This window comes from Lactobacillus melliventris (assembly GCF_042679465.1).
Lineage (GTDB): Bacteria > Bacillota > Bacilli > Lactobacillales > Lactobacillaceae > Lactobacillus > Lactobacillus melliventris.
The window spans coordinates 1-24,160 of the sequence record NZ_JBHTMT010000005.1; the positions used below are offsets into that span (position 1 = coordinate 1).

Consider the following 24,160-nt stretch of genomic DNA (forward strand, 5'->3'; position numbering starts at 1 on the left):
TTTTGTTTTTAGTAAATATTTAGACATAAGAAAACCCCCGAATTGGAATCTTTGTCCAATTCCGGGGGTTAACTTCACTGATACTCTACCGTTTTTTGTATTTCACAATTTTAGTCTAACAAGTCAAACTTAAGCGTTGCCAGGTTATGACCTTCATTGACCATGTTACCCAGCAGTTCAATAGTGTTGTGGTAAACTTGATCAGCCATTTTTTGGTTGGCTGCAGTTAATAAATCTTCAGCTTCTTTGCCTGATAGACCTGCAACTTTTTTATCAGTTTCGTGTTGAATGAAGTGACATTGTGCCAATGATTTTTGCTCAAAGTCATTTTCTAGTTCACCGTAGACTTTAAAGTTAGTGTCACCCAATTGTGCTGTTAATTTGTTTAACCAGAAAATCTTGTTCAAATCGAACTTTGGCCCGGTTTGGAAACTGGCTGGTGTGTCGTTGACATTCGTGTAGAATGGGACAAAGCTGTTAAAGGTATTTGGACCAAAGCAAAGCCATTGCACGCCAGCAATTTCTTCAGGGACATCATTTCTAACTTGGAGAATATGAGTTTCGAAGTTGCGGTTAAGGGCAATTGGACGGTAAGTTTTCTTTTGTTCAGGGGTACCCTGATCACCATAAGGATCAAATGGCGTATCTTGATAGTGAGAACTCTCGATAAAACAAATATCCTCAATACTAATCTTACGGTTTGCGTGGCAAATGAATGGTTGATCTTGATCACTTGGTTTGCCGCCAAATTCTGGATCAAAGTAATTGTGAACAAACCAGGCACGTGGATTGTTGTAATGAGCATCTTTAATAGTTGAGCTACCAAAGATATGCCGCATGTTGTAACCTTCGCGGTCAGGATTTAAGTGGTATTCCTTAATCAAGTCTTCTAAGGTGTCATCAGCTAAGAAGCCATCTTTACCAAAGTGGAATTCGTCGATATTCAAACGGTTAGGAGCAACAACGTAGGCGTCATCAGGGATGCGGCGTGCAATCCAGTGGTGGCCACCAATTGTTTCCAGGTACCAAACTTCATCATGGTCGGCAAAAGCCATACCGTTCATTTCGTAAGTACCATATTTTTCCAGCAAATAACCGATCCGCTTAACGCCATCAAGAGCGCTGTGAATATAAGGCAATGTTAGAGTAACAAAGTCTTCTTCTCCTAGGCCACCCTGGGCAAGAAGTGGGTCAATTCCTTGTATACGTGCATTTGTGGTAATAGTTTCAGTAGCAGTCATTGCTACGTTTTCTGAGTTAATTCCGGCTGCACCCCAGATGCCGCTTTCGCCAGAGACATCAGGTGCACTGGTATAACGTAAAGGCTTTTCCGCTAAGTCTGCATCATCAATCTTTTGGTGACTAATAACACTTTCATAATGCTTTGGTTGTTTTTCCGGTGTAATAAGTTCAAAACCTTCAGGAATTATTTCACGGCCACCGTCTTCACTTCTGGCAATCATAGCTGAGCCGTCAATGGTGGCATTTTTACCGACAAGAATAGTCGTACATTCTGCTTTTTTCATCTTATCTGTCCTTTCAAATTACTTAATCTATATTGTATTAAAAAAGGCGGGCTGTTTGCAAAAAAATGAGTAAACTTAAACCTAAATTATTATTACTTTTACGAAGTTGGGATTTTAACTAAATTCTGATTTATGATTGGCAAAAAATGTAAAAGATGCTTTACTAAAAAAGTCAAATAAGTTTGACAGGAGAGTGAATTAGTGAAAAATAGAATTGCTCAATTGCGTAAAAAGCAGAGGTACTCACAGGCTCAATTCGCCGCAGCCGCTCATGTTACTCGGCAAACAATCAACGCCATTGAAAATGATAAGTATGACCCATCTTTAGGATTAGCTTTTTACTTGGCGCAGATATGAGGGGTAACGGTTGACGAATTATTCTTATATGAAGGCGAGAATTAAAATGATTAATACTAAGAAAAACATAGTTTATGGTGCGTTTTCATACTGCTACCTTGATTGGCAAGAAAATCGGTAAACAACTTTTGTGCTAGGTCGCTGTGGCATTGCCCGCATCGGTGAAATGAAAGAAATAAACTAATGACTATAGAAAAAACTTTAGAAGAAAAACTGCAAGCTGACTTAACAAAGATCACGCACGAGTCACAAAACAGCACTTTTGTTGGTGATAGTGCAAAATTTGAGCAAAAAATTTTTGTCAAAGTCTTTGCACAAGCAGGAAAATTTTTAACTGAAAAAGCTGTTAACGAGCAACTAAATACTCGGGTATTAGACTCTTTTGTTGTCAAACAAACGCAACAATTTGTTTTGGTCATGAAAGATTTGGCGCCTTCTGATATTAAAGAAGAAATTACTCCTGATATAGCATTTAACTTGGGCATAGAATTGTCTCACTTCCATCAAAAAGTCAAACCTTTTTCTGGCATATACCAAAATAATCAACTATTAAATAAGGCAAAACGCGACATTTATAGCTTAAATAAGCCTGAAATCAAAAACAAGCTGCTGAAATTGCTGGCACAGTTTACAGCCGAAAGAGTAGATATTGAAAAAGATTTAGCAGTTCATGCAAATACTGTTTTACACGGAGATGTCGGCTTGCGCAATTATAAAATCGTTGCCGGTCATCTTAGTTTAATTGACTTTGAACGAGCACGCATGGGAGTAAATTATCAAGACTTCATCAAGCTTTTTTACCAGGACTTTGGTTTAAATAAAGAATTAATCGTTTCTTTTTTCAAAGGATATGAAAAGTGTGGTCAGAAAGTTGCAGTTGCTCCAGTAACACAGGTCTTTCTCATTTTTATCACTGCTATTGGAATTATGAAGTATACAGAAAAGATTGTAGATAAGCCATTTGAACAAATCGGAAAACAAATGCTTGCAACTTGCAGTTCATTTCTAAATACAGGGAGTTTGAATGAGAGCCTGACTAACATGAATGCTATTATCCTATAAAAATAAAAAAGCATCTTCACGCAAGAAGATGCTTTTTTGGGGTAAATAGAATTGTCTCAAGGGTAAAGACAATTTCATTTACGTGATATTTGCAGTTTGAGTATTTTGTTTTGCTTTTCTATCACCTCCTTTAAGTAAAAAGTTTAGAATTGTTGCGGATAAGCTAGTAATCACGATGCCGTTGCTTAAAAACAATTGCACAGTAGCCGGTAGATTTTTGAAAAATTGGGGATAAATAGTAACACCGAGTCCAAGTCCAATTGAGATAGCAATAATTAAGACATTATTATTGTCACTGAGATCAACTTTGGCCAGTGTTTTGATACCTTGAACTGCAATCATAGTGAACATTACTAGCATGGCACCGCCTAAAACTGGGGTAGGGATGATAGTTACCATTGCCCCAATTTTAGGTAACAAACCCATAGCCATGAGTAATCCACCGGCCCAGTAAATCGGACGTTTAGTTTTAATACCTGATAATTGTAAAAGACCGACATTCTGCGAAAAAGTGGTATAAGGAAAAGCGTTGAATAAACCACCAAAAATCTGAGCTATACCTTCTGCGCGGTAGCCTTTTTTCAAATCTTCTTCAGTTACGTCATGGTGTAAGAGGTCACCGATGGCGAAGAATACGCCGGTTGATTCGACCATTGAGACTAAAGCTATGATGATCATTGTCAGACTGGAAGACCATTCAAATTTCGGTACTCCAAAATAGAAAAGTTGGGGTAAGTGGAACCAAGATGCTTCCATTACGGGAGTGAAGGAAACGAGTCCCATGCAAGCGGCAATAATAGTTCCGGCAACAAGACCGATTAAAACAGAAATTGATCTGATAAATCCTTTAGTCCAAATTTCTAATGCCAAGATGATAAACATCGTGCAAAAGGCTAGAAACAGGTTTTGACCACTGCCAAAACTTTTAGCAGCTGAATTGCCACCACCCATGTTTTGAATTGCGACCGGAACGAGGGTTAATCCAATAGTAGTGATTAACGTGCCTGTTACCACTGGGGGAAAGAATTTTTTGATTTTAGCAAAAATGCCTGAGATTAAAACTACGAAAATACCGGCAACTATAATGGCACCATACATGTCGTTGATTGAAAATTTTTGACCAATCATTTGCAAGGGGGCAACTGCTTGAATGGCGCAGCCTAAAATGACTGGAAAACCAATACCAAAGTACTTGTTGCGCATTAATTGTAATAGCGTAGCTAGGCCGCACATGAAAATGTCAATTGAAACAAGGTAAGTCATTTGTGCAGGAGAAAATTTTAATGCATTTCCAATTAACAGAGGTACCGCAACAGCACCGGAATACATTGCTAACAGGTGCTGTAAACCTAAAACAGCTGCTTTTTGCTGACTAACTTCTTTTTCTGTCATTAGTTTTCTCCCACAAAATGTACTTGATTGTTAGCTAAACTAGCGATTTCTGCCAATGCTTCAAGGCGATAGCCGTGTTCTTTAAGCCAGTCGCTGCCGCCTTGGAAAGTTTTGGCGACTACGATACCAACACCAGCTACCTCAGCACCAGCCTGGTTAGCAATATTAATCATGCCTTTAACTGCTTCACCGTTTGCCAGGAAGTCATCAATAATTAACAGGTGATCATCATGGTGCAGGAATTTTTGTTCAACACAAATTTGATTAGTGACTTTCTTGGTGTAGGAATAAACATCTGCCCAATAGACAGCATCATTAAGTGTAGCTGGCTTTTTCTTGCGGGCAAAAACCATTGGCACATGTAATTCATAGGCTGCCATTACTCCAGGGGCAATTCCGGAAGCTTCACAGGTCAACACCTTTGTGACACCACTATCCTTAAATAGTTGACTAAATTCTTCTCCGACTTTCTTCATTAGTTCGGGATCTACTTGATGATTTAAAAACGAATTAATTTTTAAAACGTTACCGGGTAGAACTTCTCCGTCACTGCGAATCCGGTCTTCTAATAACTTCACTTTTTCCTCCTTCAACACAAAAAGGGCTTTTCCTACCAAAACTATGGTAAAAAAAGCCCTTTAAACCAGTATTTTAACTACTTTAAATGCATATTATCCATAGTTCAGAATTTACGGTTCTGAGTAGAAACTGCCGACCACATTACGGCAATATATAGATTTTTATTTTGCTATTGCAAGCATTGTAACAGAGTCGCATAATATGTGCAAGATTAATTTTAAATGAAATTGCGAATTATATTCAGTAAGAAGACATAAATAATTCGTAAAATCATTCATTAGAGCTAAAAAATTATTGACCACTGCTGCATTTCTTAGTAAAGTTGATATAGTATGAATTTAGTGAGTAAAGGAGCTTGGATGTCGGTGAAAAAGAATATTAGTGATTTTGATGAAATTATTGTGCTGGATTTTGGTAGTCAATATAATCAACTAATCACACGCAGGCTGCGGGATTTTGGGATTTATTCCGAGTTGTTGCCCCATGATATTAGTATGGATAGAATAAGGCAGATTAGTCCTAAGGGAATTATCTTTTCAGGTGGGCCCAACAGTATTTATGACCAAAATGCCTTGAAAGTAGATCCTGCAATTTTTAAGTTGGGCATTCCTATTCTGGGCATTTGTTACGGGATGCAACTCATGACTTCTTATTTAAACGGCAAGGTCGAAAAAGCTGCTAATTCTGAATATGGTCGTGCCGACATCGAAGTTGAAGATACTAACTCCGTTTTATTTGCTGGATTGCCCAAAGATGAATACGTGTGGATGAGTCATGGTGATTTGGTCACTGGTGCGCCTGCTGGTTTTGAAACGGTTGCTTCAAGTAAAAATTGCCCGATTGCTGCTATTGCTAACGATCAAGTCAAAATGTATGGCATTCAGTTCCATGCGGAAGTGCGCAATACGCAGTATGGTCTTGATATTTTGCGTAATTTTGCCTTTAAAGTTTGCGGTGCTAAAGCTGACTGGTCAATGACCGATTTTATTGACTTGCAAATTGCTGAAATTAGAAAAACTGTGGGGGATAAGAAAGTAATTTTAGGTCTATCTGGTGGGGTAGACTCCAGCGTCACGGCGACTCTTTTACACAAAGCGATTGGCAACCAGCTGACAGCTATTTTTGTGGATCACGGTATGTTGCGCAAAAATGAAGGCGATGAAGTAATGGCTGCCTTGAACCGTGATTTAGGCGTTAACATTATTCGAGTAAACGCTCAAGAGCGCTTTTTGAATAAACTCAAAGGTGTCACTGATCCGGAGCAAAAGCGTAAAATCATTGGTAAAGAGTTTATTGAGGTGTTTGCCGACGAAGCAAAGAAAATTACGGATGTGGACTTTTTGGCTCAAGGCACCCTTTACACCGATGTGATTGAGAGTGGCACGAATACTGCCCAGACAATTAAGTCGCACCATAACGTTGGTGGGTTACCTAAGGATTTACACTTTAAACTAATTGAACCTTTGCGCAAGTTATTTAAAGATGAAGTACGTGAACTAGGTGAAAAATTAGGCATTCCGCATGATTTAGTTTGGCGGCAGCCATTCCCGGGACCTGGTCTTGGCATTCGCGTTATTGGCGAAGTAACGGAGGATAAACTCAAACTGGTGCGTGATAGTGACGCAATCCTGCGAGATGAAATTAAAAAAGCCGGTTTACAGGAAAAAATATGGCAATACTTCACCGTTTTACCTGGTATCAAATCCGTGGGCGTGATGGGTGACGGTCGCACTTACGACTATACTATTGGTATTCGTGCAGTTACATCAATTGATGGGATGACCGCTGATTTTGCTCGCTTGCCATGGGACGTTTTGCAAAAAATTTCAACGCGTATTGTCGACGAAGTGCCCAACATTAACCGTGTAGTCTATGATGTCACCAGTAAACCACCGTCAACGATTGAATGGGAGTAATATGATAATTTAGCTCTGCTAGCTATTAGGCTTTCAGAGCTTTCTATTTTTATTGACAGTTTTTACAGGTGAGTACGTTTAATATTTTTAACTTATAAAAATGAGTTAGAAATAGTATCTTTAGTTGTTTAAAAGAAAGTTAATATCATAAAATGTTATTAAAGATTGCATTAATGTGAATTTTTGAGGAAAATAATAGTATAAATGCGTATTACTAAGGGAGGTGTTTTTAATGGTAACGAGATTAGACATAAATCCACGTACTTTAGCTTATTACATTGACAATTCTGGAGTTTCTAAAGATTATTTAGAAATGAAAGTTCAGAACATTGATGCTTTTTTAGACGGCAGTAAAACCCCCACTTTTAATCAACTTTCAGAAATTGCTAAACTTATTGATGTTCCGACTGGTTTGCTGCTTCTTTCAGATCCAGTTGATACCGATAAAAGTACGCTCAAATTTAGGACGATTAATTCAAAACGGATTGAAAAGATTAGTAATGAACTTAGAGATACGATTGTTGAAATGCAAACAAAACAGGATTTTCTGCGAAATGAAATTGATTATCAACTCGATTTTATCGGAAAATATTCAATTAAAAATGATTACCAGCAAGTTGTAGATGATATTCGTAATTATCTCGATATTCCAATTAACTATCAGAAAAATGCGGGAAAGAATAAGAATGCGTTGAAATATTTTAGAGATAAAATGAGTCAAATAGGCATTTTTATCTTCTTTAATGGATCGGTAAAAAGCAACACGCATCGAAGTTTGTCGCTAGAAGAATTCAGAGGCTTTGTCTTAAGTGACAAAAAAGCTCCCATTATTTTTGTTAATTCTAAAGATAGCGAAGCAGGTCGATTATTTACACTTGTTCATGAATTAGTTCATCTTTTTCTTGATCAGGAAGAAATATTCAGTTTAGTTGATACAGGATCATACAAGTTTGATCCCACGGAAACTTTTGTTAATAGAGTTACAGCGGAAATATTGCTGCCAAATGAAGAAATTAGAAAACTAAGTAGCTATGATATTGAATTTTTAGCTCACGAATTTCCTGTTAGTAAATTTGTTATTGTACGTAAATTGTATGACATGAAAATTTTGACAAAAAATGAATATGATGAAAAAGTTTCACAGCTAAAAAAAGAATTTGCGAAAATTCCACGTGATAAAAAAATCAAGGGTGGAAACTATGATAATAATATCAGATTTCGCTTTGATCAGACTTTTGTGCATTATATTGAAAATGCAATAAAACAAAATAAGATTACTTATACGGATGCTTTTAATATTGCTGGTGTCAGTTATAAGTCGTTTAAGATTCTGACGGGGGGCAGAATGTAATGGAAAAATATTTGCTGGATACTAATATCTATATAAATTTTTATGAACGGTATTATCGGGTAAAGTATTTTCCCAGTTTTTGGGCTAAGCTACCTGCCATTTTAAATAAATATGTTGTCATTCCCGAAATTGTGGTCGATGAAAACTACCAAGCCCCTAAATTTAGAAAATGGTTGGATAAAAATTATTTAAAAGAAATAATAAACCATAAAAACTATGCAATACAATGGGCCAAAGTACTACAATATATTGACGACTGTGAATATTATAAAGATGAAGCTTTATCAGCTGACAGAGGATGGGCACATGAGAAAATTGCAGATCCTTGGCTTATTGCTATTGCAAAAGAAGAAAATTTAACCATTGTAACAAGTGAAATTCGGAATCCTAATTTGCACAATCCAAATGGTAATAAGGCCGCAAAAATACCTGATGTGTGCGATGACTTAGATGTTGATTGCATTGACATGAATGATTTCTTTGAGAAAATCAATTTGTGCATTTGAATTTTTAGATCGAGATAGTTATTTACTAAACTAAAAATAGCAAGAGTTGAAAAACAATCAGAACATAATAAGTTGAGAACAAATTGGTGCTAAACTGATTTGTAAAAATTAAGTTTGTTCTGATTGTTTTTATATATAAATCTTTGAAAAAAGGAGCAGCAAATACATGAATAAAAATACATTATTTCAACATGGGACTATGCAAATGCTGGTTGAAGGCCTATTGGGAGGCACTTTACCGCTATCAGAATTGTTAAAACACGGCAATATTGGTATTGGAACGGGTGATGGCGTTGATGGTGAATTAGTAATATTGAATGGTGTCGGTTACAAAATAGATGTTAGTGGTTCGGCTGTGAAACTGCCAGATGACTTTAAAGTGACTTATGCTGACGTTAGTTTTGCGGATTATCACAAATTCAAAAGCTATCAAAATGTCGAATTGACAGAAATGCTAAAAGATGTTTTAACCAAAAATAACGCTCAAAATCAATTTTTCGCAATATTGACTAAAGGTGTCTTCCAAAAAATTCGTACAAGGTCTTCCAAAAAGTCACATAAGCCATATCCATCTCTGGGAGAAATAGCTGAAAATCAAGTGGAGTTTGAAGCTGAAAATATTTCAGGCACAATGATTACTTATTACACACCAACTGTTTTTCAAGGTGTCGGAGTTTCAGGATTTCACAATCATTTTTTGGCAGACGATTTAAGCTTTGGCGGTCACATTTTGGCAGCAACGATGAAAGATGTAGTAGTCAGCGTTCAGCCAATAGAAAACTTTGAACTGCATTTGCCAGTTGATAATCAAGAATTTTTAAATGCCAACTTAAGTGACACCAGCAACTTGGATAATGTTATTTCGAAGTCAGAATAAATTTATTAGTAAGATGAAAATAAAGAGTGTTCAACTATAGTTAAAACTATAATTGAGCATTTTTAATGACTCAAATTTTTAAAAAATAGAGTAGCTAATAATTTTGGCAATATACTTCAGAAAGTAAGAATTTGCCAAAGAAATAAAAAAAGAAACTTTTAATTACTGTCATTACTGTAAACCAACAAATCAAAAATTAAATACTTTTAAACTAATTTCTTCATAGGAATTAGTTTTTTTATTTATAATCAGCCATTATATTTTGCCTGCTAATTTGACACCCGTACTCATTCATTTTATTATTAGATAAATTTAATAAAATTGATTTAGCATAAAATGAAAGACGCAAGCACATGACATTAAAGGGACTGATTGGCTCCAATAAACAACGAGCAATTTTTATTATCTTACTTTATTTTATTTTCGCTGCTACCGGCTCACTTGACCAATATTTTTTTCAATTTGCAGTTAACGGACTAAGCGTTGGCAATTTGCCCATTTACATTCGCTGGCAATTAATTGAATTTATTCCGGTAGTTTGTGGTGTATTTATTCTGCCTTTAGCGACTTTCCTTTTTAACGCACAGATTCAGGAATATCTTGATCAATTAAGAGGACAAATGGTAGACCATTTTTATACTGAAAACGATGCGACAGTGGCACAAATGCAGAACTATCTGCAAAGCAATCTCGATACTTTAACCAACGATTTTGCTCTGCCGTGGGTTAAAGTTCTTAGCAATTTATTCATTATCTTGCTTTCTGCCGGTGTCCTTTTTAGCTTAAATTGGTCTTTTGTTTTACTAACTACAATTTTTGTTCTAATTGATTTAAGCTTACCCAAAATAATGGCGCGCATGACTTCAGTGGCAAGTAGAAAAGTGATGCAAAATACTAGCACCTTTTTAACAGGAATTGGCGAGTGGATCAATGGCTTAAATGAACTGCGGCGGTATCATGCATGGACGGTCCTAAATAAAGAAATGAGCAGCTACGCTGAGAAGTTAGAAAAAGCCAAAGTCAATCAAACCAATAAAAACTGTGCTTCCAATACAATTAATGGAATTGGCAATACCCTAGGGCAAATGTCGATTGCCTTTTTAGCGGGCATCCTATTTTTAACTGGTCAAATAAAAATTGGGGCGGCATTAGCTTCGACTTCTTTTGCTTTTGGTATTTTTTCAGCTGTATCCTCTATTACAAGTGCTGCGGTCAAGATTAAGTCTACTAAAAATATTAATCAAACTACGGCTAGCTTGATTTCTAACACCAAATCCAAACCGAATGGGTCATCTGCTCAAATTGCCCAAATTGAAATTAAAAATTTGGCGCTTAAATATCCTAATGGTCCAATAATTGAATATCCCGATTTTGTGATCAATAAGGGTGAAAAAGTTTTGCTTACAGGTGACAGCGGAACAGGCAAGTCAACACTGCTTCAAGCTCTTTTGGGTAAGATCAGGCCTTATCAAGGTCAAATTATTTTTAAAAATAATGCGGGGCAGATTTTTCAACCAAATTTAAACCGGATTAGTTACATTGCTCAAGATCCGCAATTGTTTCCAGGAACAATTGCGGAAAATATCGTGATGTTTCACCAGCAGTTGTTGGATCAAGTACCTAATTTAATTAATAAAGTGCAATTGCAGAGCGACATTGCGAGATTTCCCCAAGGGACTGATACCCAAGTTGATTTGGATAAAAATAATTTATCCAGTGGTCAAAGGCAAAAGATTATCCTTGCCAGATCAGAAGTTTTCGCTGACGAAATTATTTTGCTGGACGAAGCGACAAGTGCCATTGATAGTAAAGCAACTAAGCAAATTATTGCTGAACTTGTTCACACTAATAAGACTTTGATCATGATTGCTCATAATCTTAATTCTGAAGTTAAAAATATGTTTGATAAAACGATTCGGTTAGCAAGCCAGAAGGAGAGAAACGATGACTTTTAAAAACTTTTTTCATTCCAATCGAATTCGTTTCATATTCATGGTGCTTTTTAGCCTTTTGCAACCCTTTGTTTTAATCGGGGCATCTTACTTAAATATGTGGGAATTTACCGCCTTGCGCCAGCATGACGGTCAAGCGTGGCTGTTAATCATCATTTTTACTACATTAGCTTATCTTTCGTCGTATGCTTTTGACTGGGGTTCTGAATATTTACTGACACGACAAGTTCAAGAATTTAATCACACTTTAAGAAGCAAAATAGTAAGCCACGCCTATCATGACCGTAAAAATTATCAAACTTCGCAAGTTAAAAATCGCCTGACTAATGATCTTAATACGGTTAACAATCAGTCCTTTAATTTAATTCCGGTCATTTGTAATTTTCTAGGCTATATTCTTTTCTCCGTAATTGCCCTGCTGACAATGCACTGGAGTCTATTGCTACTTATCTTAATTTCGGTAGCCGTTTCCCTGATTTTGCCTAAAATAATTGAAAAGCCGTTGCAAAAAGCTACGGAAAAAGTATCTCATCAAAATAGACAATATTTGGATCTGATTGAAAAATGGCTAAGCGGTATTGCTGAATTAGAGCGGTATCTTGCCGGTGATAAATTAACTAGCGTAATGCACAAGGGCGCGCAAGATTTAGAAAAAGCCAACCTCAAACAGACAAGGGAACAACAAATTCTATCCATTATTACTAACGGTGTTGCGCAAGTTATGATCCTGATTTTGTTCGTCTGGACTGGTATTTTAATTAAAGGCGGTCTGGTTACGTTTGGTGCAATTGCAGTTATTGGTAATTTTAGTCATTATATTTCACTAGCAATCGAATACTTGCCATTCTATTTTGGCTTAATTAAGGGTACCAGAACTTTGAGAGACAAAGTTACCGCAGCAACTGTACCAATAAAAACTGATCAGCAAAAGTTAGGAACACCTGTTGCTTTTAGTACAAAAGATTTGGCAATTAGTTTTCCTAATGGTGAAACTTTAAAATTCCCTGATATCACAGTCAATTATGGTGAAAAAATTTTACTATCAGGTGATAGCGGTACAGGCAAGTCAACTTTATTTAAGCTGCTTTTAGGGATTTTGTCACCGAGTTCGGGGAAAATAGCATATAAGGATCAAGACGGGAAAGTGATCAAGCCTGATTTAGCTAAAATCGGCTACATTGCACAGGATCCTGTTTTATTTCCCAGCACAATAAAAAATAATATTACAATGTTCAATCCCAAATTAGACTTGCTGGCCGAACCTGCAGCTCTAGCAGTAGGTTTGGGCACAGATATTGCCAAATTTTCTAATGGCTTGAATACAGAAATAAACTTGCAAAAACTAAATGTTTCTGGCGGCCAAAGGCAAAAAATAATTCTTGCGCGCTCGCAAATACATGACAGTAAAATCTTACTGATTGATGAAGGCACAAGTGCAATTGATCAGGCAGGAACCAGAGCAATCCTGCAAGAACTCCTTAAAATGCCAGGCACTGTCATTTTTATCGCCCATAATTTTGATAAAAACCTGCAACTGCTGTTTGACCGCGAGATTCATCTAAGTAAATAGTGATAGTTAAAAGGCGTTAATCAAATTTTTGATTAACACCTTTTTTTATTGTTTCAGTGTGGCAACTGAATCGCGCAATTTCATCTCAGGGTGATGTACCACTGAAGCAAATTTCTTACCATTTATTAAAGCTAAAATTCCTTTGCCTGCCTCTTGACCAACGGAAGTTCTCTGATAATTCATAGTCGTCAGGCTAGGGTTTAAGTAAGCAGATGAATCGTAGTTATCGAAACCAACTACAGAAATATCCTGGGGAATTTTGATTTTTAGCTTTTTCAATTTGTCAATGACTAAAACAGCTAATTCATCATGATAACATGCTATTGCTGTAGGCGGTTCGGGACTATTTAAATAGATATCAATTTTTTTACTAATGACTGAAAAAGAATCATGCGAGCTATACATAATTAAATTGCTACTTGCTAAATTAACATTATTTTCCTGATAAGCAGCGATAAAGCCCTTCATCCGTTCGACCCCTTGAAGATCGTCTGTTTGAAAAATACCTAAAATTCGGCGATGATTTTGCTGCAATAAATAAGTTGTCAATTCATTTTCTGACTCTCTATCCGAATTCACAATAGCAGGAAAATTAAATTCAGGGTACTCCGCATTAATGAACAACAAGGGTATTTTACTTTTTTCAATCCGGCGGTAAATATCCGCATTTTGACAAGGCTTGGCACTTTCACTGGGTTCAACGATTAAACCGGCCACTTGCGAATCAAGCATTTTAATCAAACTTGACCGTTCAGTTTGAGGATAGTTATGAGTATTAGCTAAAAGCAAAGAATAGCCCTGTGGTTCAATTTCCGAATCAATTTGAGCAATAATCTTGGGAAAAATGTAATCTGCAATGTGAGTACAAATTAATCCGATGGTTTTGCTTTGTGGATTGGCTTGCCATTTTTTATTCCAATCCTGGATGTACATTCCGCTTCCTTGGACTTTGTAGATTAAATGCTCATTTTGCAATTCAGTTAAGGCTTTCCTAACAGCGTAACGAGTGACCTTAAAGCGGTGCATTAACTCGTCTTCTGTGGGTAATTTTTGGTTAACTTCGTAATTACCAAAAGTTATTTCATTTTTAAGTGTTTCCACAACTTTTATGTAATCGCTTTTCATTGTGTAACCTCCTAAAATTCATTTGAATAAATTTTAGCTAATATTGTTAAAATCCATGCTCTTTTAATTAAAATCATAACATAGTTCAATTTTAAAAGGTAACTTATATTTATTTTTTGCTGAACTATTGGCATTTTTATAAAGAATAAAGGTATAAATGTAAACAATAAATTTCTGCTGAAAAAGCCCAATAAAAACAAATAAAATTTCTAAAATAGCTAAAATGCCGTGAAATTAAGAGTTTAGAAAGCTTAAAAATTTTCAAAAACATTCGAATGAATTTTTAAACCTATTGAATTATTCAAATAAAAAATATATCATGAAAGTGCTTTCCGAAGAAAGCTAAGGATAGAATTCTACCGTAAGGAAAGAGGCGTTTAAATGAACATTACTAAAATTGTTCAACTCATTCAAAGGGGGCAAACAGCATTAGGAATTGAATTCGGTTCTACACAAATTAAGGCAGTTTTAATCAGCCCTGATTTTCAGCCGCTGGCTTCTGGCAGCTTTTCATGGGAAAACAGATTGCAAGATGGCATTTGGACCTATTCTGAAGGAGATATTTTTACTGGTTTAAGGCAAAGTTATGCCCAGTTAGCCGCTATGGTCAGCAGTAAATATCATGTCAAAATTGAAAGAATAGGAGCCATAGGTGTTAGTGCAATGATGCACGGCTATTTGGCCTTTGATACTAATGGCAAACTGCTAGTCCCATTCAGAACATGGCGTAACACTATTACGGAAGATGCAGCAGAAGAACTAACCAAGCTATTTAACTTTAATATTCCTTTACGTTGGAGTATCGCTCATTTATATCATGCGATACTGCAAAACGAGCATCATGTTAAAGATATTGCTTACATCACAACTTTAGCTGGTTATGTTCACTGGAAATTATCTGGTGAAAAAAATATTGGAGTTGGGGACGCTTCAGGAATGTTTCCAATTGATAGTGATGGTCAGTTTGACCAAACATGTCTTCGCAAATTTTCCAGTTTAGAAAAGGTGAAACAGTATCCGTGGCAAATCGAAGATATTTTACCTCAAGTTTTAAAAGCTGGTGAAGTTGCAGGTTATTTAACTGAAAAAGGTGCTGCTTTACTTGATCCAACTGGTACTTTAGAAGCTGGTAGTGTTATGGCACCACCTGAAGGAGATGCTGGAACCGGCATGATTAGTACCAATAGCGTTAGACGGCGTACAGGAAATATCTCTGTGGGTACATCAGAATTTTCGATGGTTGTTTTAGATAAGCCTTTGCAAAAAGTTCATAGGGACATTGATATTGTGACAACTCCTACAGGACTACCGGTGGCAATGGTTCACATAAATAACTGTTCTTCAGATATTAATGCTTGGTCGCAGGTCTTTCGCGAATTTGCGGGCATATTAGGTAAAAATATTAGTGCAGACGAACTATTTAGCACTTTGTTTTTAGATACTACAAAGTCAGATCCTGATGCCGGTGGCATAGTTAACTATAGCTACTTTTCAGGTGAGCCGGTAACGAAGACAACAGAGGGAAGGCCGTTGCTAATTAGAACACCTAACAGCAAATTTACTTTAGCTAATTTTATGTTGGCACAGCTTTATTCAGCTTTTGCACCACTCAAGATTGGAATGGATATTTTAACTAATGAGGAGAAAGTGACAACGGATGTCATGATTGCTCAAGGTGGACTATTCAAGACGCCTGTTGTGGCTCAACAAGTTTTATCTAATGTTTGAATATGCCAATTTCCGTTATGACTAATGCCAGTGCTGGCGGTCCTTGGGGCATGGCAGTTTTAGCCCAATATGTATTATCTGGTGCTCAAGAAAAGATGGAGGATTACTTAGATGAGAAAGTCTTTGTTAATTCGGAAATAATGACACTGAGTCCTGAACAAAAAGGAGTTGCAGGTGCTGCCCACTACATTGAGCGTTACCGTTCGGCTCTATCTTTGGAAAATTCAGCGTCTATTTTGAAAGATGAGGAACGTTAAATGCTGGAGCAATTAAAAGAAGAAGTTTACAAGGCTAATATGCAGTTGCCTCAATTAGGATTAGTTACTTTTACTTGGGGTAACGTTTCCGGAATTGATCGTGATCAAGGATTATTTGTCATTAAGCCCTCAGGAGTTGAATACGATAAGCTAAAACCTGAGGACATGGTAGTAGTTGATTTGTCAGGCAAAGTAATCGAAGGAAAATTGAATCCATCAAGTGATACTCCCACGCACACATATTTATACAATCATTTTCCAAAGATTGGTGGCATTGTTCATACTCATTCACCTTGGGCAGTAGCTTTTGCGGCTGCTAAGATGGATATTCCGGCACTTAACACCACACACGCCGATACTTTTTACACTGATGTTCCAGCAGCTGATGCGTTGACAAAAGAAGAAATTGCAGAAGATTACGAAGGCAATACTGGCAAAACTATAGTCCATACATTTAATGAGCGCCACCTAGATTATGAAGCTACTCCAGGAGCCCTAGTTAGTCAACATGGTCCGTTTTGCTGGGGACAAACACCAGCCCAGGCTGTTTATAATGCAAAGGTATTAGAAGTTGTAGCCGAAGAAGACTATCATACGCTGCAGTTGACTAGAGCAAACAGCCGGCTGCCCCAATACTTGTTAGACAAGCATTATTACCGTAAGCATGGCAAGGATGCATATTATGGTCAAAATAACGCGCAATCACAGACGCATGCAAAAAGAAGATAAAAGATTTAAATAAGGAGAATTTTGAAAATGTTACAAGTACCAAAATATGAATTTTGGTTTGCAGTTGGTAGTCAACATCTTTATGGTGAAGAAACCTTGCGCAGTGTAGCTGAAGATGCGCAAAAAATTGCTGACGGTTTAAATGAAAAAGGCAATTTGCCTTACAAGGTTGTGTTTAAGAAGGTTTTAACTACAGCTGATGAAATTACCCATTTTATGAAAGAAGTCAATTACAGGGATGAAGTTGCCGGTGTAATAACATGGATGCATACATTTTCACCCGCTAAAAACTGGATTCGCGGTACAAAACTATTACAAAAGCCGTTATTACACTTTGCAACCCAATTTTTAAATTATATTCCTTATGACACAATTGACTTTGACTATATGAACTTGAATCAAAGTGCTCATGGTGATCGTGAATATGGCTATATTAATGCTCGCTTGCAAAAGCATAATAAGATTATCTATGGCTATTGGCAGGATCCAAAGATCATGAAGCAAATTGCTGACTGGGAAAATGTTGCTGTAGCTTATGATGAATCGTTCAACTTAAAAGTTTGCCGCTTTGGTGACACGATGCGGAATGTGGCCGTTACTGAAGGTGATAAGGTTCAAGCTCAAATTCAATTAGGCTGGACTGTTGACTATTACGGTGTTGGCGACTTAGTTGCTGAAATGGCAAAAGTCAAAGAATCTGAAATCGATGACGAATTTGCTGATTTGAAAGCAAAATATATTTTAGTCCAAGGCGCTATGGATCCAGATGCTTACAATAAAACGGTGCGCTACCAGTTAAAACAGTATATTGCAATGAAACATTTCTTGGAGCGCGGTGGCTATACCGCTGTTACCAGCAATTTCGAAGATTTACATGGACTAGAGCAATTACAAGGTTTATCAGCTCAACTGTTAATGCGTGACGGCTATGGCTTTGCAGGTGAAGGTGATTGGAAGACTGCAGCCTTACTGAGAACTCTCAAGATCATGACTCATAATCAAAAGACTGCCTTCATGGAAGATTACACTCTTGATCTGCGTCCGGGTCATGAAGCAATTTTGGGCTCCCACATGCTTGAAGTTGACCCGTCGATTGCCTCTGAAAAGCCACGGGTTGAAGTTCATCCATTGGATATTGGCGGTAAAGCTGATCCGGCCAGATTAGTCTTTTCAGGTTCTGAAGGAGACGCTATTGATGTTACCTTAGCCGACTTTAGAAATAACTTTAAGCTTGTTACTTATGCAGTTGATGCTCATAAGGCTGAAAAAGAAACACCACACTTGCCTGTAGCTAAACAATTATGGACCCCAAAGGTAGGCTTAGAAAAAGGTGCTACTGAGTGGATCAAAGCTGGTGGTGGTCACCATACTGTCTTCTCCTTTGCAGCAACAGAAGGTCAGGTTACTGATCTTGCAACAATGTATGGCATTGACTTATGCAGTATCAAATAAAATCAAATCGCTAACTAATAAATCCCAAACACATACGCTTAAGATTTCTTAGAATAAATACACTATTTCAATAGTATAATTGAAGTAGTGTATTTTAGTAATGCGATCAAGTTAACTGGAGAAAAAAATGGAAGACATTGAGGAAACATTTGAAAATTATCAAGGTAACGATATCAAAAAGGTTACGTTAAAAAATGATCATGGCATAACAATTTCATGCTTATCGCTGGGAGCTGTCTGGTACGAATTTTTGGTACCAGATAAAAACAAGCAACAAAAGAATTTGTTGATGAACTTTGATCATTGTGCAGATTATTATTCTAACGGTTTATGTTGCTGCCAATCAATTGGACGTGTAGCTGGCAGAATTAAAAAAGGCCAGTTCACTTTAGATGGGGTTAATGTGCAAGTTCCCACCAACGAAAATGGCAATACACTGCATGGTGGTAATAACGGCTTTCGCTTTTTAAACTGGCAAGTGCAAACCGCTAAAACTGCTAACAGTGTGAGTGCAATATTTACACACCAGATTAAAGAAGATCATGATGGATTTCCTGGCGATATGCTGGTTACCATTACCTATACTTTAGATAATGAAGATAAAGTAACAATCTCTTATAAAGCTGAAAATGGTACGCAAACAACACTGTTTAATCCTACTTGTCATGCTTACTTTAATTTAAGTGACAATCCTAATTTAAGTACGCACGAAATTAAGATAAATAGTGAGAAACATTTACAACTTGACCCTGAGTTAATTCCGACTGGAAAAATGCTGGCAAATGCCAATACTCCGTATAATTTTCATGATTTTAGCAATTTAGCTGCTGCACTAGAAGCCAATAAAGGTTTCGATGACGCGTTTGTTATTAATGGCACGGAAAATCAAATGAAATATGTGGCTACTTTGAGAGAAAAAGAAAGTGGCCGTCAAATTACTATTTCAAGTGAAGGCAATTGTTTAGTGATGTATACCATGACGCAGGAGCAATCCGAAGTAAAATTTAAACGGGATAACGGTTCAATTGGGCAGCCAAGTGAAGCTGTCGCTCTAGAAGCGCAAATATTACCAGATGCAATTAATCACCGAGATTTTGGAGATATTGTTTTACCTGCTAATACTACCAAGGAACATCAAATCGTCTTTGCTTTTGAGCAGCATTAAGTTTCTAACAAATCATATGTGGAAGGCTACTAAATGTAGCCTTTTTTATATTTCATGATTTAATTTTGTCCTTTTGTGTTAAATATTTGCTTGCTTATCTATAAATTTGCTACAAATTTCTATTTTATTAGTATGATGGCTCTAATTAGAAAAAGGAGATGCCAATTATGCTGATTGAAACAAAAGAACTGACGAAAAAATTTGGTAATAAGGTTGCTGTCAGCAAAGCTGATATTCAAATTAAAGAGGGCCAGCTTGTTGCTTATTTAGGAACAAACGGTGCGGGTAAATCTACCACTATTAATATGCTAACCGGATTGTTAAAGCCGACTTCAGGTGTCATTTCATATGCGGCAGATTTGAAAATAGGCTTAGTTTTTCAGAATAGCATTTTAGATAATGAGTTAACAGTTAAAGATAATCTTTATTTAAGAGCAAAGATGTACCCCAATTTTTCTCAAAAGTGGCTTGAGCAATTAATTGACTTAATTGGCATCAAAAACTTTTTAAAGCAAAAGTTTGGCACTTTATCGGGTGGTCAAAAAAGAAGGGTAGACATAGCCCGGGCTCTTATTTGCAAACCAAATTTACTGTTTCTGGACGAACCAACTACTGGGCTTGATATTCAAACGAGAAATGCTATTTGGCAATTATTGACCAAACTGCAAGAGCAACAAGATCTAACAATTTTTTTGACAACGCATTATTTAGAAGAAGCTGAAAATGCTGATCAGATGTATATTTTGGAAAATGGTCGAATCCTAGCTAGTGGTTCTGCTGCAGAAATTAAGACTAAATTTGCTCCTAATAAATTAATACTCACTGTTGGCGATATTCAGACTTTGAACACTAATCAAAAAGTTATTCGGCTTAATCGTAAGCAAGTTGAAATTGATTCCTTATCAGCGCAAGAAATCATTGAATTATTAAAAAACAATCAGGAAAATATCGCTGACTTTACTTATTCTAAAGGAACTATCAATGATGCATTTTTGCAGATAACTGGGAAGGAGATACAATAAATGGTTGCTTTATTTCGCAGAAATTTAAAAATCTATTTTTCTAACATTACTGGTGTAATTATGTCATGCCTCGGTGCACTGATATCTTTCTTTATTTATATTGGCTTTTTGCAAAACAATCTAGAAAAAAGTTGGCAAAATTTACCACATGTTACTAAAATATTAGATTTGTGGATGATAGCCGGTATTGTTGCAGTTTCTGGTATTACTACGGCTTTTCAAGCTCTTGGCCAGCAAGTTACTGATCAAGAAACTCATGCTGTTGCCGATTTTCAACTGACGGGTTTATCACAATTCAAACAGAATCTTGCATATGTTTTGAGCGGGGTAGTAGTTAGCTTTCTTATGCAAATAATTACATTTATTGTGATGGCTGCGTATTTTGCACTGGTAGATAAAGTAAGAATTCCGCAAGAAGCATACCTACCTGGGCTTGTATTTATTTTCGTGGGTGCAATTGCAGCGACTTTACTCGATGAGATAATTGTGCTGTTCATGCATTCCAGTACTACTTTTAGCCGATTTTCTACTGTTTTAGGTGCCGCTGCCGGTTTCGCGGTTGCGACTTATTTACCATATGGTATATTGGTTTCTGGAGCACAAAATTTGGTAAAATTAGTACCAAGTAGTTATGAGGCAGCTGCTCTAAGAGGCTTTTTACTTAAACCGACATTAGCTACTCTCCCCACTAATGTAAAACGGCATTTAATTAATTATTTAGGGATACAGTTCAAAATTAATAGTAACAGGCTAAATAATATGCTTGTTTTGCTATTAATGATTGCAATACTAATTTTAGTGATTATTATGCTTTCGCTTATCACTGATAGAAGGCGCAATAAGTAAAGTGAAGATTGAATTTAAGACAGATTCTGCTTTAAACAAAGAAGACATTGAAGTTGAAATTAAGGCAGCTCAAAAAAGTGAAGTAGTTGATAATTTAATAGATTATTTGCATAAATTCGGCGAAAAGAAATATCATCTTTTACCAATTAAGGTAGAAGACCGCATAGTCACAATTAAACCTACTGAGATTATTAAAGTAGAAATCCAAACAACAGATATCACATTTTATACTACTAAAGACATAATAAAAACCACTGGTCGCTTATATCAGGTACTTGAAAAATTGGGTGATGGGTTTATTCAGGTTTCTAAACATGGCATTATCAATATTAATTTTCTGGAATCGATAGAAGTAGGCTTTGCAGGAAATATGATCGCACTTTTAAAAAATAATTTAAAAGCTGACGTTTCCAGATTATATTTGCCGGCATTAAAAAAAGAATTGGGGCTATAAAAATGAGGAAATTAAGTAATTTCATTAACTATTTCTTTACCGGTGTGGGCTTTGGTGCAGCTACTTATTTGATAATACTGACTTTTGCTTCTCCTAGTATTCCTACCCGTTTAGGTGTTATTTCTGTTTTTATTATTTCAGGGTTAATAGGAATTTTATCAATGATTTTTGCAATGGATGTACCAACTGCTATTGCCTTTAGTGTTCATATCATAGGCACATTTTTGCTGGTGTTATTAATGTGCTGGATAAATAAGTGGCCGATTAATTTTTGGTTGGTTGGTGTCTTTGTCTTAGTTTATATCGTTATTTGGCTGATCGTTATTCTGTCGCAAGTACACACGGTGAATAAAATCAATTCTAGAATTAAAAAAAGAAATGCGAAAAAATAAATAATTTTGAAATATATAAAAGCCAGAATCTTTAACTAATAAAATTTGTCTTTTCAATTATTTAAATATAGTTCTATTTTCTAAATTGATTTCACCAATCAGCATGCAGAATAACCAGTTTAAAATTAACACAATACATTGATTGTCAAGTAGACATTAGCACTTTTTCTACTTCAAAATCTTATTTTCTTCCTTTTTTAATTCTTCGAGTTCTTGGTAATATCTGTCTATAACATCATTCATTTTAATTTCTAAGTCGTTAAGTGGAGATTTTTCAAAATCGTAACTATTAAAAATTAAAGTGAAGTCATCAATTGTTGCTGCTAAACACTTACATGCAATATACCAATTATTTAGTTTTTTAGGTGGTAATGGCAGGTCCCCATCTTTAAAATATAGTTCTTTAATTTTTAGACCGATCAGATTTATATGTTTGCTTAAATCTTGTTTGGTGATGTTTTGATTTAAAAATTCGTTATAGGTTGAAATAAAATTTTGCGCTTGATCAATTAATTTATATGTTATTGTCCTTTGTTTTTTTAATAGTAAATATTCTTTTTCAGTATTTTTATTTTGAAAATCCTTCAAAATAAGGTAATTATCATTAAAAGCAAAACCAATATTATTAATTTCTTTTTCAATACCAAAGTTTATTTTTTGCAGTTCTTTGTTCTCAGCCTTATCTGTCCAAACTGTGCGGCAAAAGAAATTTGGAAACATCATGTCTTGTTCATCTCTGCCAAAAAAGCAGAAGACTACATTTGCCTTTTTGTTTTTCCACCTAACTTCAGAACTACTATTATTAAATATATCTAGGTATTTAACTTTGTCGACGATTTGATTAGTTAGATTTGCAATTTGTTTAAAGGAGGGAAAATTTTTAACTATTATTTGAACTTTAAGTCTTTTTAAAGAACCTGTACTACTAGGCTTAACAGAATAAATAATGTAGTCTTTTGTTTCTTCGCTATATTTTTTTGAATGGTAAGGAATGTAATTACTTACAGGAAATGTTATAGTACCTTTAATATTTGAATGGAATGAAGGGTTTTGGATTTTGGCTCTTTTGACCTGTTTATTCCACCAACTAAAATAAAAACGTACTAAATTCGTTATATCATTTAAAGATTTTCCCCCTTTTTTAATTATTGCTTTATCTTCTATTGCTTCGCAAAAGAACTTTGTAAATGCACTGATATTAGAATCATCATAGGCGTATGAACTTTGAGATGAACTTGAAGAAGAAATAATTGCATAACCTCTGTCTAGAAAGTCATTTATAGTTTCACTAATTTTAAGAGGTGCTACTTCTTTAACTTTTACATTACCAGAGTAGCAGGTATCAAGAATTATTAACTTGTTTTTAGAAGGAATAAAATCTAAATCGTTAAGGACCTCTTCAGTTTTTATTTCTTTATCAGTTAATAAAAGATAGTGATTTTTTCCGTCAATATTTCCTCCATGACCGGAAAAATAAAGAATAAAAGTGTCATTAGAATTAACGCAATTAGCAGTTTTAAAAAGTTTACCAATAAAAGATGATTTTGTAACAATCCCATCGTTTCCTAATATAGATATATTTTCTTTGTTTACAGCAAGTCCCTTCATTAATGATTCAGAGATAGCCTTAATGTCATTTTTACAAAATGGAAGATTTGAATTATCGTTGTAATAATATTCACTGACACCAACTATTAGTGCTTTTATGCTCATAAAATTTATACCGTATAATCTTTAATTTTTATCTTTAACTAGACTTATTTTAAATCAATGTTCAGTAATGTTACAATCAATTTTATTGGTAATATAACTTATATTGATTTAGCACTAAAAAGCCTTGGAATAGAAAAAAACTCCAAGGCTATATTTTTTAATCTCTATAAAAGTCTTTAATACAGTTTT

Annotated in this window: 20 protein-coding genes, 1 pseudogene and 1 riboswitch; of the genes and pseudogenes, 16 read left to right on the forward strand and 5 right to left on the reverse strand. The window is 35.7% G+C overall.

Annotation, left to right across the window (positions count from 1 at the left end; all coding sequences use genetic code 11):
- Nucleotides 1-110 precede the first annotated feature (110 nt).
- Complete coding sequence (locus tag ACFQ32_RS06250; RefSeq protein ID WP_046325409.1) at nt 111-1,526, reverse strand: C69 family dipeptidase; 1,416 nt, start codon at nt 1,524-1,526, stop codon at nt 111-113.
- Nucleotides 1,527-1,727: 201 nt separating this feature from the next.
- Here ACFQ32_RS06250 and ACFQ32_RS06255 point away from each other — a divergent pair, with 201 nt between their 5' ends.
- On the forward strand, nt 1,728-1,883 hold the full coding sequence (locus tag ACFQ32_RS06255) for a helix-turn-helix transcriptional regulator (protein ID WP_071290284.1): 156 nt from the start codon (nt 1,728-1,730) through the stop codon (nt 1,881-1,883).
- 183 nt (nt 1,884-2,066) lie between these two features.
- A complete protein-coding gene (locus ACFQ32_RS06260) occupies nt 2,067-2,945 on the forward strand; it encodes a phosphotransferase (protein WP_052724661.1) in 879 nt (292 codons plus the stop codon).
- A gap of 78 nt (nt 2,946-3,023) precedes the next feature.
- Here the strand turns inward: ACFQ32_RS06260 and ACFQ32_RS06265 are convergent, their stop codons facing one another.
- Both ACFQ32_RS06265 and ACFQ32_RS06270 read right to left on the reverse strand, forming a co-directional pair.
- Nucleotides 3,024-4,337 (reverse strand): nucleobase:cation symporter-2 family protein, encoded by a 1,314-nt coding sequence (locus tag ACFQ32_RS06265; RefSeq protein WP_046325408.1) that lies wholly within the window; start codon nt 4,335-4,337, stop codon nt 3,024-3,026.
- On the reverse strand, nt 4,337-4,915 hold the full coding sequence (locus tag ACFQ32_RS06270) for a xanthine phosphoribosyltransferase (RefSeq protein ID WP_046325407.1): 579 nt from the start codon (nt 4,913-4,915) through the stop codon (nt 4,337-4,339). Before ACFQ32_RS06270 ends, ACFQ32_RS06265 begins: the two co-directional genes overlap by 1 nt.
- 80 nt (nt 4,916-4,995) lie before the next feature.
- Nucleotides 4,996-5,093: riboswitch (purine riboswitch) on the reverse strand.
- A 182-nt stretch (nt 5,094-5,275) separates the two neighbouring features.
- Here ACFQ32_RS06270 and guaA point away from each other — a divergent pair.
- The 6 genes from guaA (at nt 5,276) to ACFQ32_RS06300 (ending at nt 13,088) form a co-directional block, all read left to right on the forward strand.
- Nucleotides 5,276-6,832 (forward strand): glutamine-hydrolyzing GMP synthase, encoded by a 1,557-nt coding sequence (gene guaA / locus ACFQ32_RS06275; RefSeq protein ID WP_209423824.1) that lies wholly within the window; start codon nt 5,276-5,278, stop codon nt 6,830-6,832.
- A 232-nt stretch (nt 6,833-7,064) separates the two neighbouring features.
- A complete protein-coding gene (locus ACFQ32_RS06280; protein WP_046325406.1) occupies nt 7,065-8,183 on the forward strand; it encodes an ImmA/IrrE family metallo-endopeptidase in 1,119 nt (372 codons plus the stop codon).
- Complete coding sequence (locus ACFQ32_RS06285) at nt 8,183-8,689, forward strand: DUF4411 family protein (protein ID WP_046325405.1); 507 nt, start codon at nt 8,183-8,185, stop codon at nt 8,687-8,689. Before ACFQ32_RS06280 ends, ACFQ32_RS06285 begins: the two co-directional genes overlap by 1 nt.
- A gap of 166 nt (nt 8,690-8,855) precedes the next feature.
- Nucleotides 8,856-9,566 (forward strand): acetolactate decarboxylase, encoded by a 711-nt coding sequence (gene budA / locus ACFQ32_RS06290; protein ID WP_046325404.1) that lies wholly within the window; start codon nt 8,856-8,858, stop codon nt 9,564-9,566.
- A 353-nt stretch (nt 9,567-9,919) separates the two neighbouring features.
- A complete protein-coding gene (locus ACFQ32_RS06295; RefSeq protein WP_046325403.1) occupies nt 9,920-11,521 on the forward strand; it encodes an ATP-binding cassette domain-containing protein in 1,602 nt (533 codons plus the stop codon).
- On the forward strand, nt 11,511-13,088 hold the full coding sequence (locus ACFQ32_RS06300) for an ATP-binding cassette domain-containing protein (RefSeq protein WP_046325402.1): 1,578 nt from the start codon (nt 11,511-11,513) through the stop codon (nt 13,086-13,088). The genes ACFQ32_RS06295 and ACFQ32_RS06300 overlap by 11 nt, the downstream gene beginning before the upstream one ends.
- A gap of 45 nt (nt 13,089-13,133) precedes the next feature.
- On the opposite strand, the gene ACFQ32_RS06305 is transcribed toward ACFQ32_RS06300, so the two are convergent.
- Nucleotides 13,134-14,213 carry a GntR family transcriptional regulator gene (locus ACFQ32_RS06305; protein WP_046325401.1) on the reverse strand — a complete coding sequence of 360 codons (1,080 nt, stop codon included), beginning with the start codon at nt 14,211-14,213 and terminating at the stop codon, nt 13,134-13,136.
- 381 nt (nt 14,214-14,594) lie between these two features.
- On the opposite strand from ACFQ32_RS06305, the pseudogene ACFQ32_RS06310 reads away from it, so the two are divergent.
- From ACFQ32_RS06310 to ACFQ32_RS06345, 8 genes and pseudogenes are all read left to right on the forward strand, one after another.
- Nucleotides 14,595-16,198, forward strand: a pseudogene (locus ACFQ32_RS06310) (xylulokinase).
- Nucleotides 16,199-16,927, forward strand: a complete 729-nt coding sequence (locus tag ACFQ32_RS06315; protein ID WP_046325400.1) for an L-ribulose-5-phosphate 4-epimerase — start codon at nt 16,199-16,201, stop codon at nt 16,925-16,927.
- A gap of 27 nt (nt 16,928-16,954) precedes the next feature.
- On the forward strand, nt 16,955-18,379 hold the full coding sequence (gene araA / locus ACFQ32_RS06320; RefSeq protein ID WP_046325399.1) for an L-arabinose isomerase: 1,425 nt from the start codon (nt 16,955-16,957) through the stop codon (nt 18,377-18,379).
- 127 nt (nt 18,380-18,506) lie between these two features.
- Nucleotides 18,507-19,544 carry an aldose epimerase family protein gene (locus tag ACFQ32_RS06325; protein ID WP_046325398.1) on the forward strand — a complete coding sequence of 346 codons (1,038 nt, stop codon included), beginning with the start codon at nt 18,507-18,509 and terminating at the stop codon, nt 19,542-19,544.
- Between the two features lie 167 nt (nt 19,545-19,711).
- Nucleotides 19,712-20,566: an ABC transporter ATP-binding protein gene (locus tag ACFQ32_RS06330; protein WP_046325397.1), complete on the forward strand. Its 855-nt coding sequence runs from the start codon at nt 19,712-19,714 to the stop codon at nt 20,564-20,566.
- Nucleotides 20,567-21,412: a hypothetical protein gene (locus tag ACFQ32_RS06335; RefSeq protein WP_046325396.1), complete on the forward strand. Its 846-nt coding sequence runs from the start codon at nt 20,567-20,569 to the stop codon at nt 21,410-21,412.
- 1 nt (nt 21,413) lies between these two features.
- Nucleotides 21,414-21,866 carry a LytTR family DNA-binding domain-containing protein gene (locus ACFQ32_RS06340; RefSeq protein ID WP_046325395.1) on the forward strand — a complete coding sequence of 151 codons (453 nt, stop codon included), beginning with the start codon at nt 21,414-21,416 and terminating at the stop codon, nt 21,864-21,866.
- Nucleotides 21,867-21,868: 2 nt separating this feature from the next.
- The gene (locus ACFQ32_RS06345) at nt 21,869-22,258 is read left to right on the forward strand and encodes a DUF3021 family protein (RefSeq protein WP_046325394.1); all 390 of its coding nucleotides are present in this window, start codon (nt 21,869-21,871) and stop codon (nt 22,256-22,258) included.
- A gap of 168 nt (nt 22,259-22,426) precedes the next feature.
- On the opposite strand, the gene ACFQ32_RS06350 is transcribed toward ACFQ32_RS06345, so the two are convergent.
- Nucleotides 22,427-23,971: a caspase family protein gene (locus ACFQ32_RS06350; RefSeq protein ID WP_046325393.1), complete on the reverse strand. Its 1,545-nt coding sequence runs from the start codon at nt 23,969-23,971 to the stop codon at nt 22,427-22,429.
- Nucleotides 23,972-24,160 lie beyond the last annotated feature (189 nt).

Bases quoted from the DNA above. Each gene is read 5' to 3' on its own strand.
- ACFQ32_RS06250 (WP_046325409.1), bottom strand. From the start codon at position 1,526: ATGAAAAAAGCAGAATGTACGACTATTCTTGTCGGTAAAAATGCCACC.
- ACFQ32_RS06260 (WP_052724661.1), top strand. From the start codon at position 2,067: ATGACTATAGAAAAAACTTTAGAAGAAAAACTGCAAGCTGACTTAACA.
- ACFQ32_RS06265 (WP_046325408.1), bottom strand. From the start codon at position 4,337: ATGACAGAAAAAGAAGTTAGTCAGCAAAAAGCAGCTGTTTTAGGTTTA.
- guaA (WP_209423824.1), top strand. From the start codon at position 5,276: ATGTCGGTGAAAAAGAATATTAGTGATTTTGATGAAATTATTGTGCTG.
- ACFQ32_RS06280 (WP_046325406.1), top strand. From the start codon at position 7,065: ATGGTAACGAGATTAGACATAAATCCACGTACTTTAGCTTATTACATT.
- ACFQ32_RS06285 (WP_046325405.1), top strand. From the start codon at position 8,183: ATGGAAAAATATTTGCTGGATACTAATATCTATATAAATTTTTATGAA.
- budA (WP_046325404.1), top strand. From the start codon at position 8,856: ATGAATAAAAATACATTATTTCAACATGGGACTATGCAAATGCTGGTT.
- ACFQ32_RS06295 (WP_046325403.1), top strand. From the start codon at position 9,920: ATGACATTAAAGGGACTGATTGGCTCCAATAAACAACGAGCAATTTTT.
- ACFQ32_RS06300 (WP_046325402.1), top strand. From the start codon at position 11,511: ATGACTTTTAAAAACTTTTTTCATTCCAATCGAATTCGTTTCATATTC.
- ACFQ32_RS06305 (WP_046325401.1), bottom strand. From the start codon at position 14,213: ATGAAAAGCGATTACATAAAAGTTGTGGAAACACTTAAAAATGAAATA.
- ACFQ32_RS06315 (WP_046325400.1), top strand. From the start codon at position 16,199: ATGCTGGAGCAATTAAAAGAAGAAGTTTACAAGGCTAATATGCAGTTG.
- araA (WP_046325399.1), top strand. From the start codon at position 16,955: ATGTTACAAGTACCAAAATATGAATTTTGGTTTGCAGTTGGTAGTCAA.
- ACFQ32_RS06325 (WP_046325398.1), top strand. From the start codon at position 18,507: ATGGAAGACATTGAGGAAACATTTGAAAATTATCAAGGTAACGATATC.
- ACFQ32_RS06330 (WP_046325397.1), top strand. From the start codon at position 19,712: ATGCTGATTGAAACAAAAGAACTGACGAAAAAATTTGGTAATAAGGTT.
- ACFQ32_RS06335 (WP_046325396.1), top strand. From the start codon at position 20,567: ATGGTTGCTTTATTTCGCAGAAATTTAAAAATCTATTTTTCTAACATT.
- ACFQ32_RS06345 (WP_046325394.1), top strand. From the start codon at position 21,869: ATGAGGAAATTAAGTAATTTCATTAACTATTTCTTTACCGGTGTGGGC.
- ACFQ32_RS06350 (WP_046325393.1), bottom strand. From the start codon at position 23,971: ATGAGCATAAAAGCACTAATAGTTGGTGTCAGTGAATATTATTACAAC.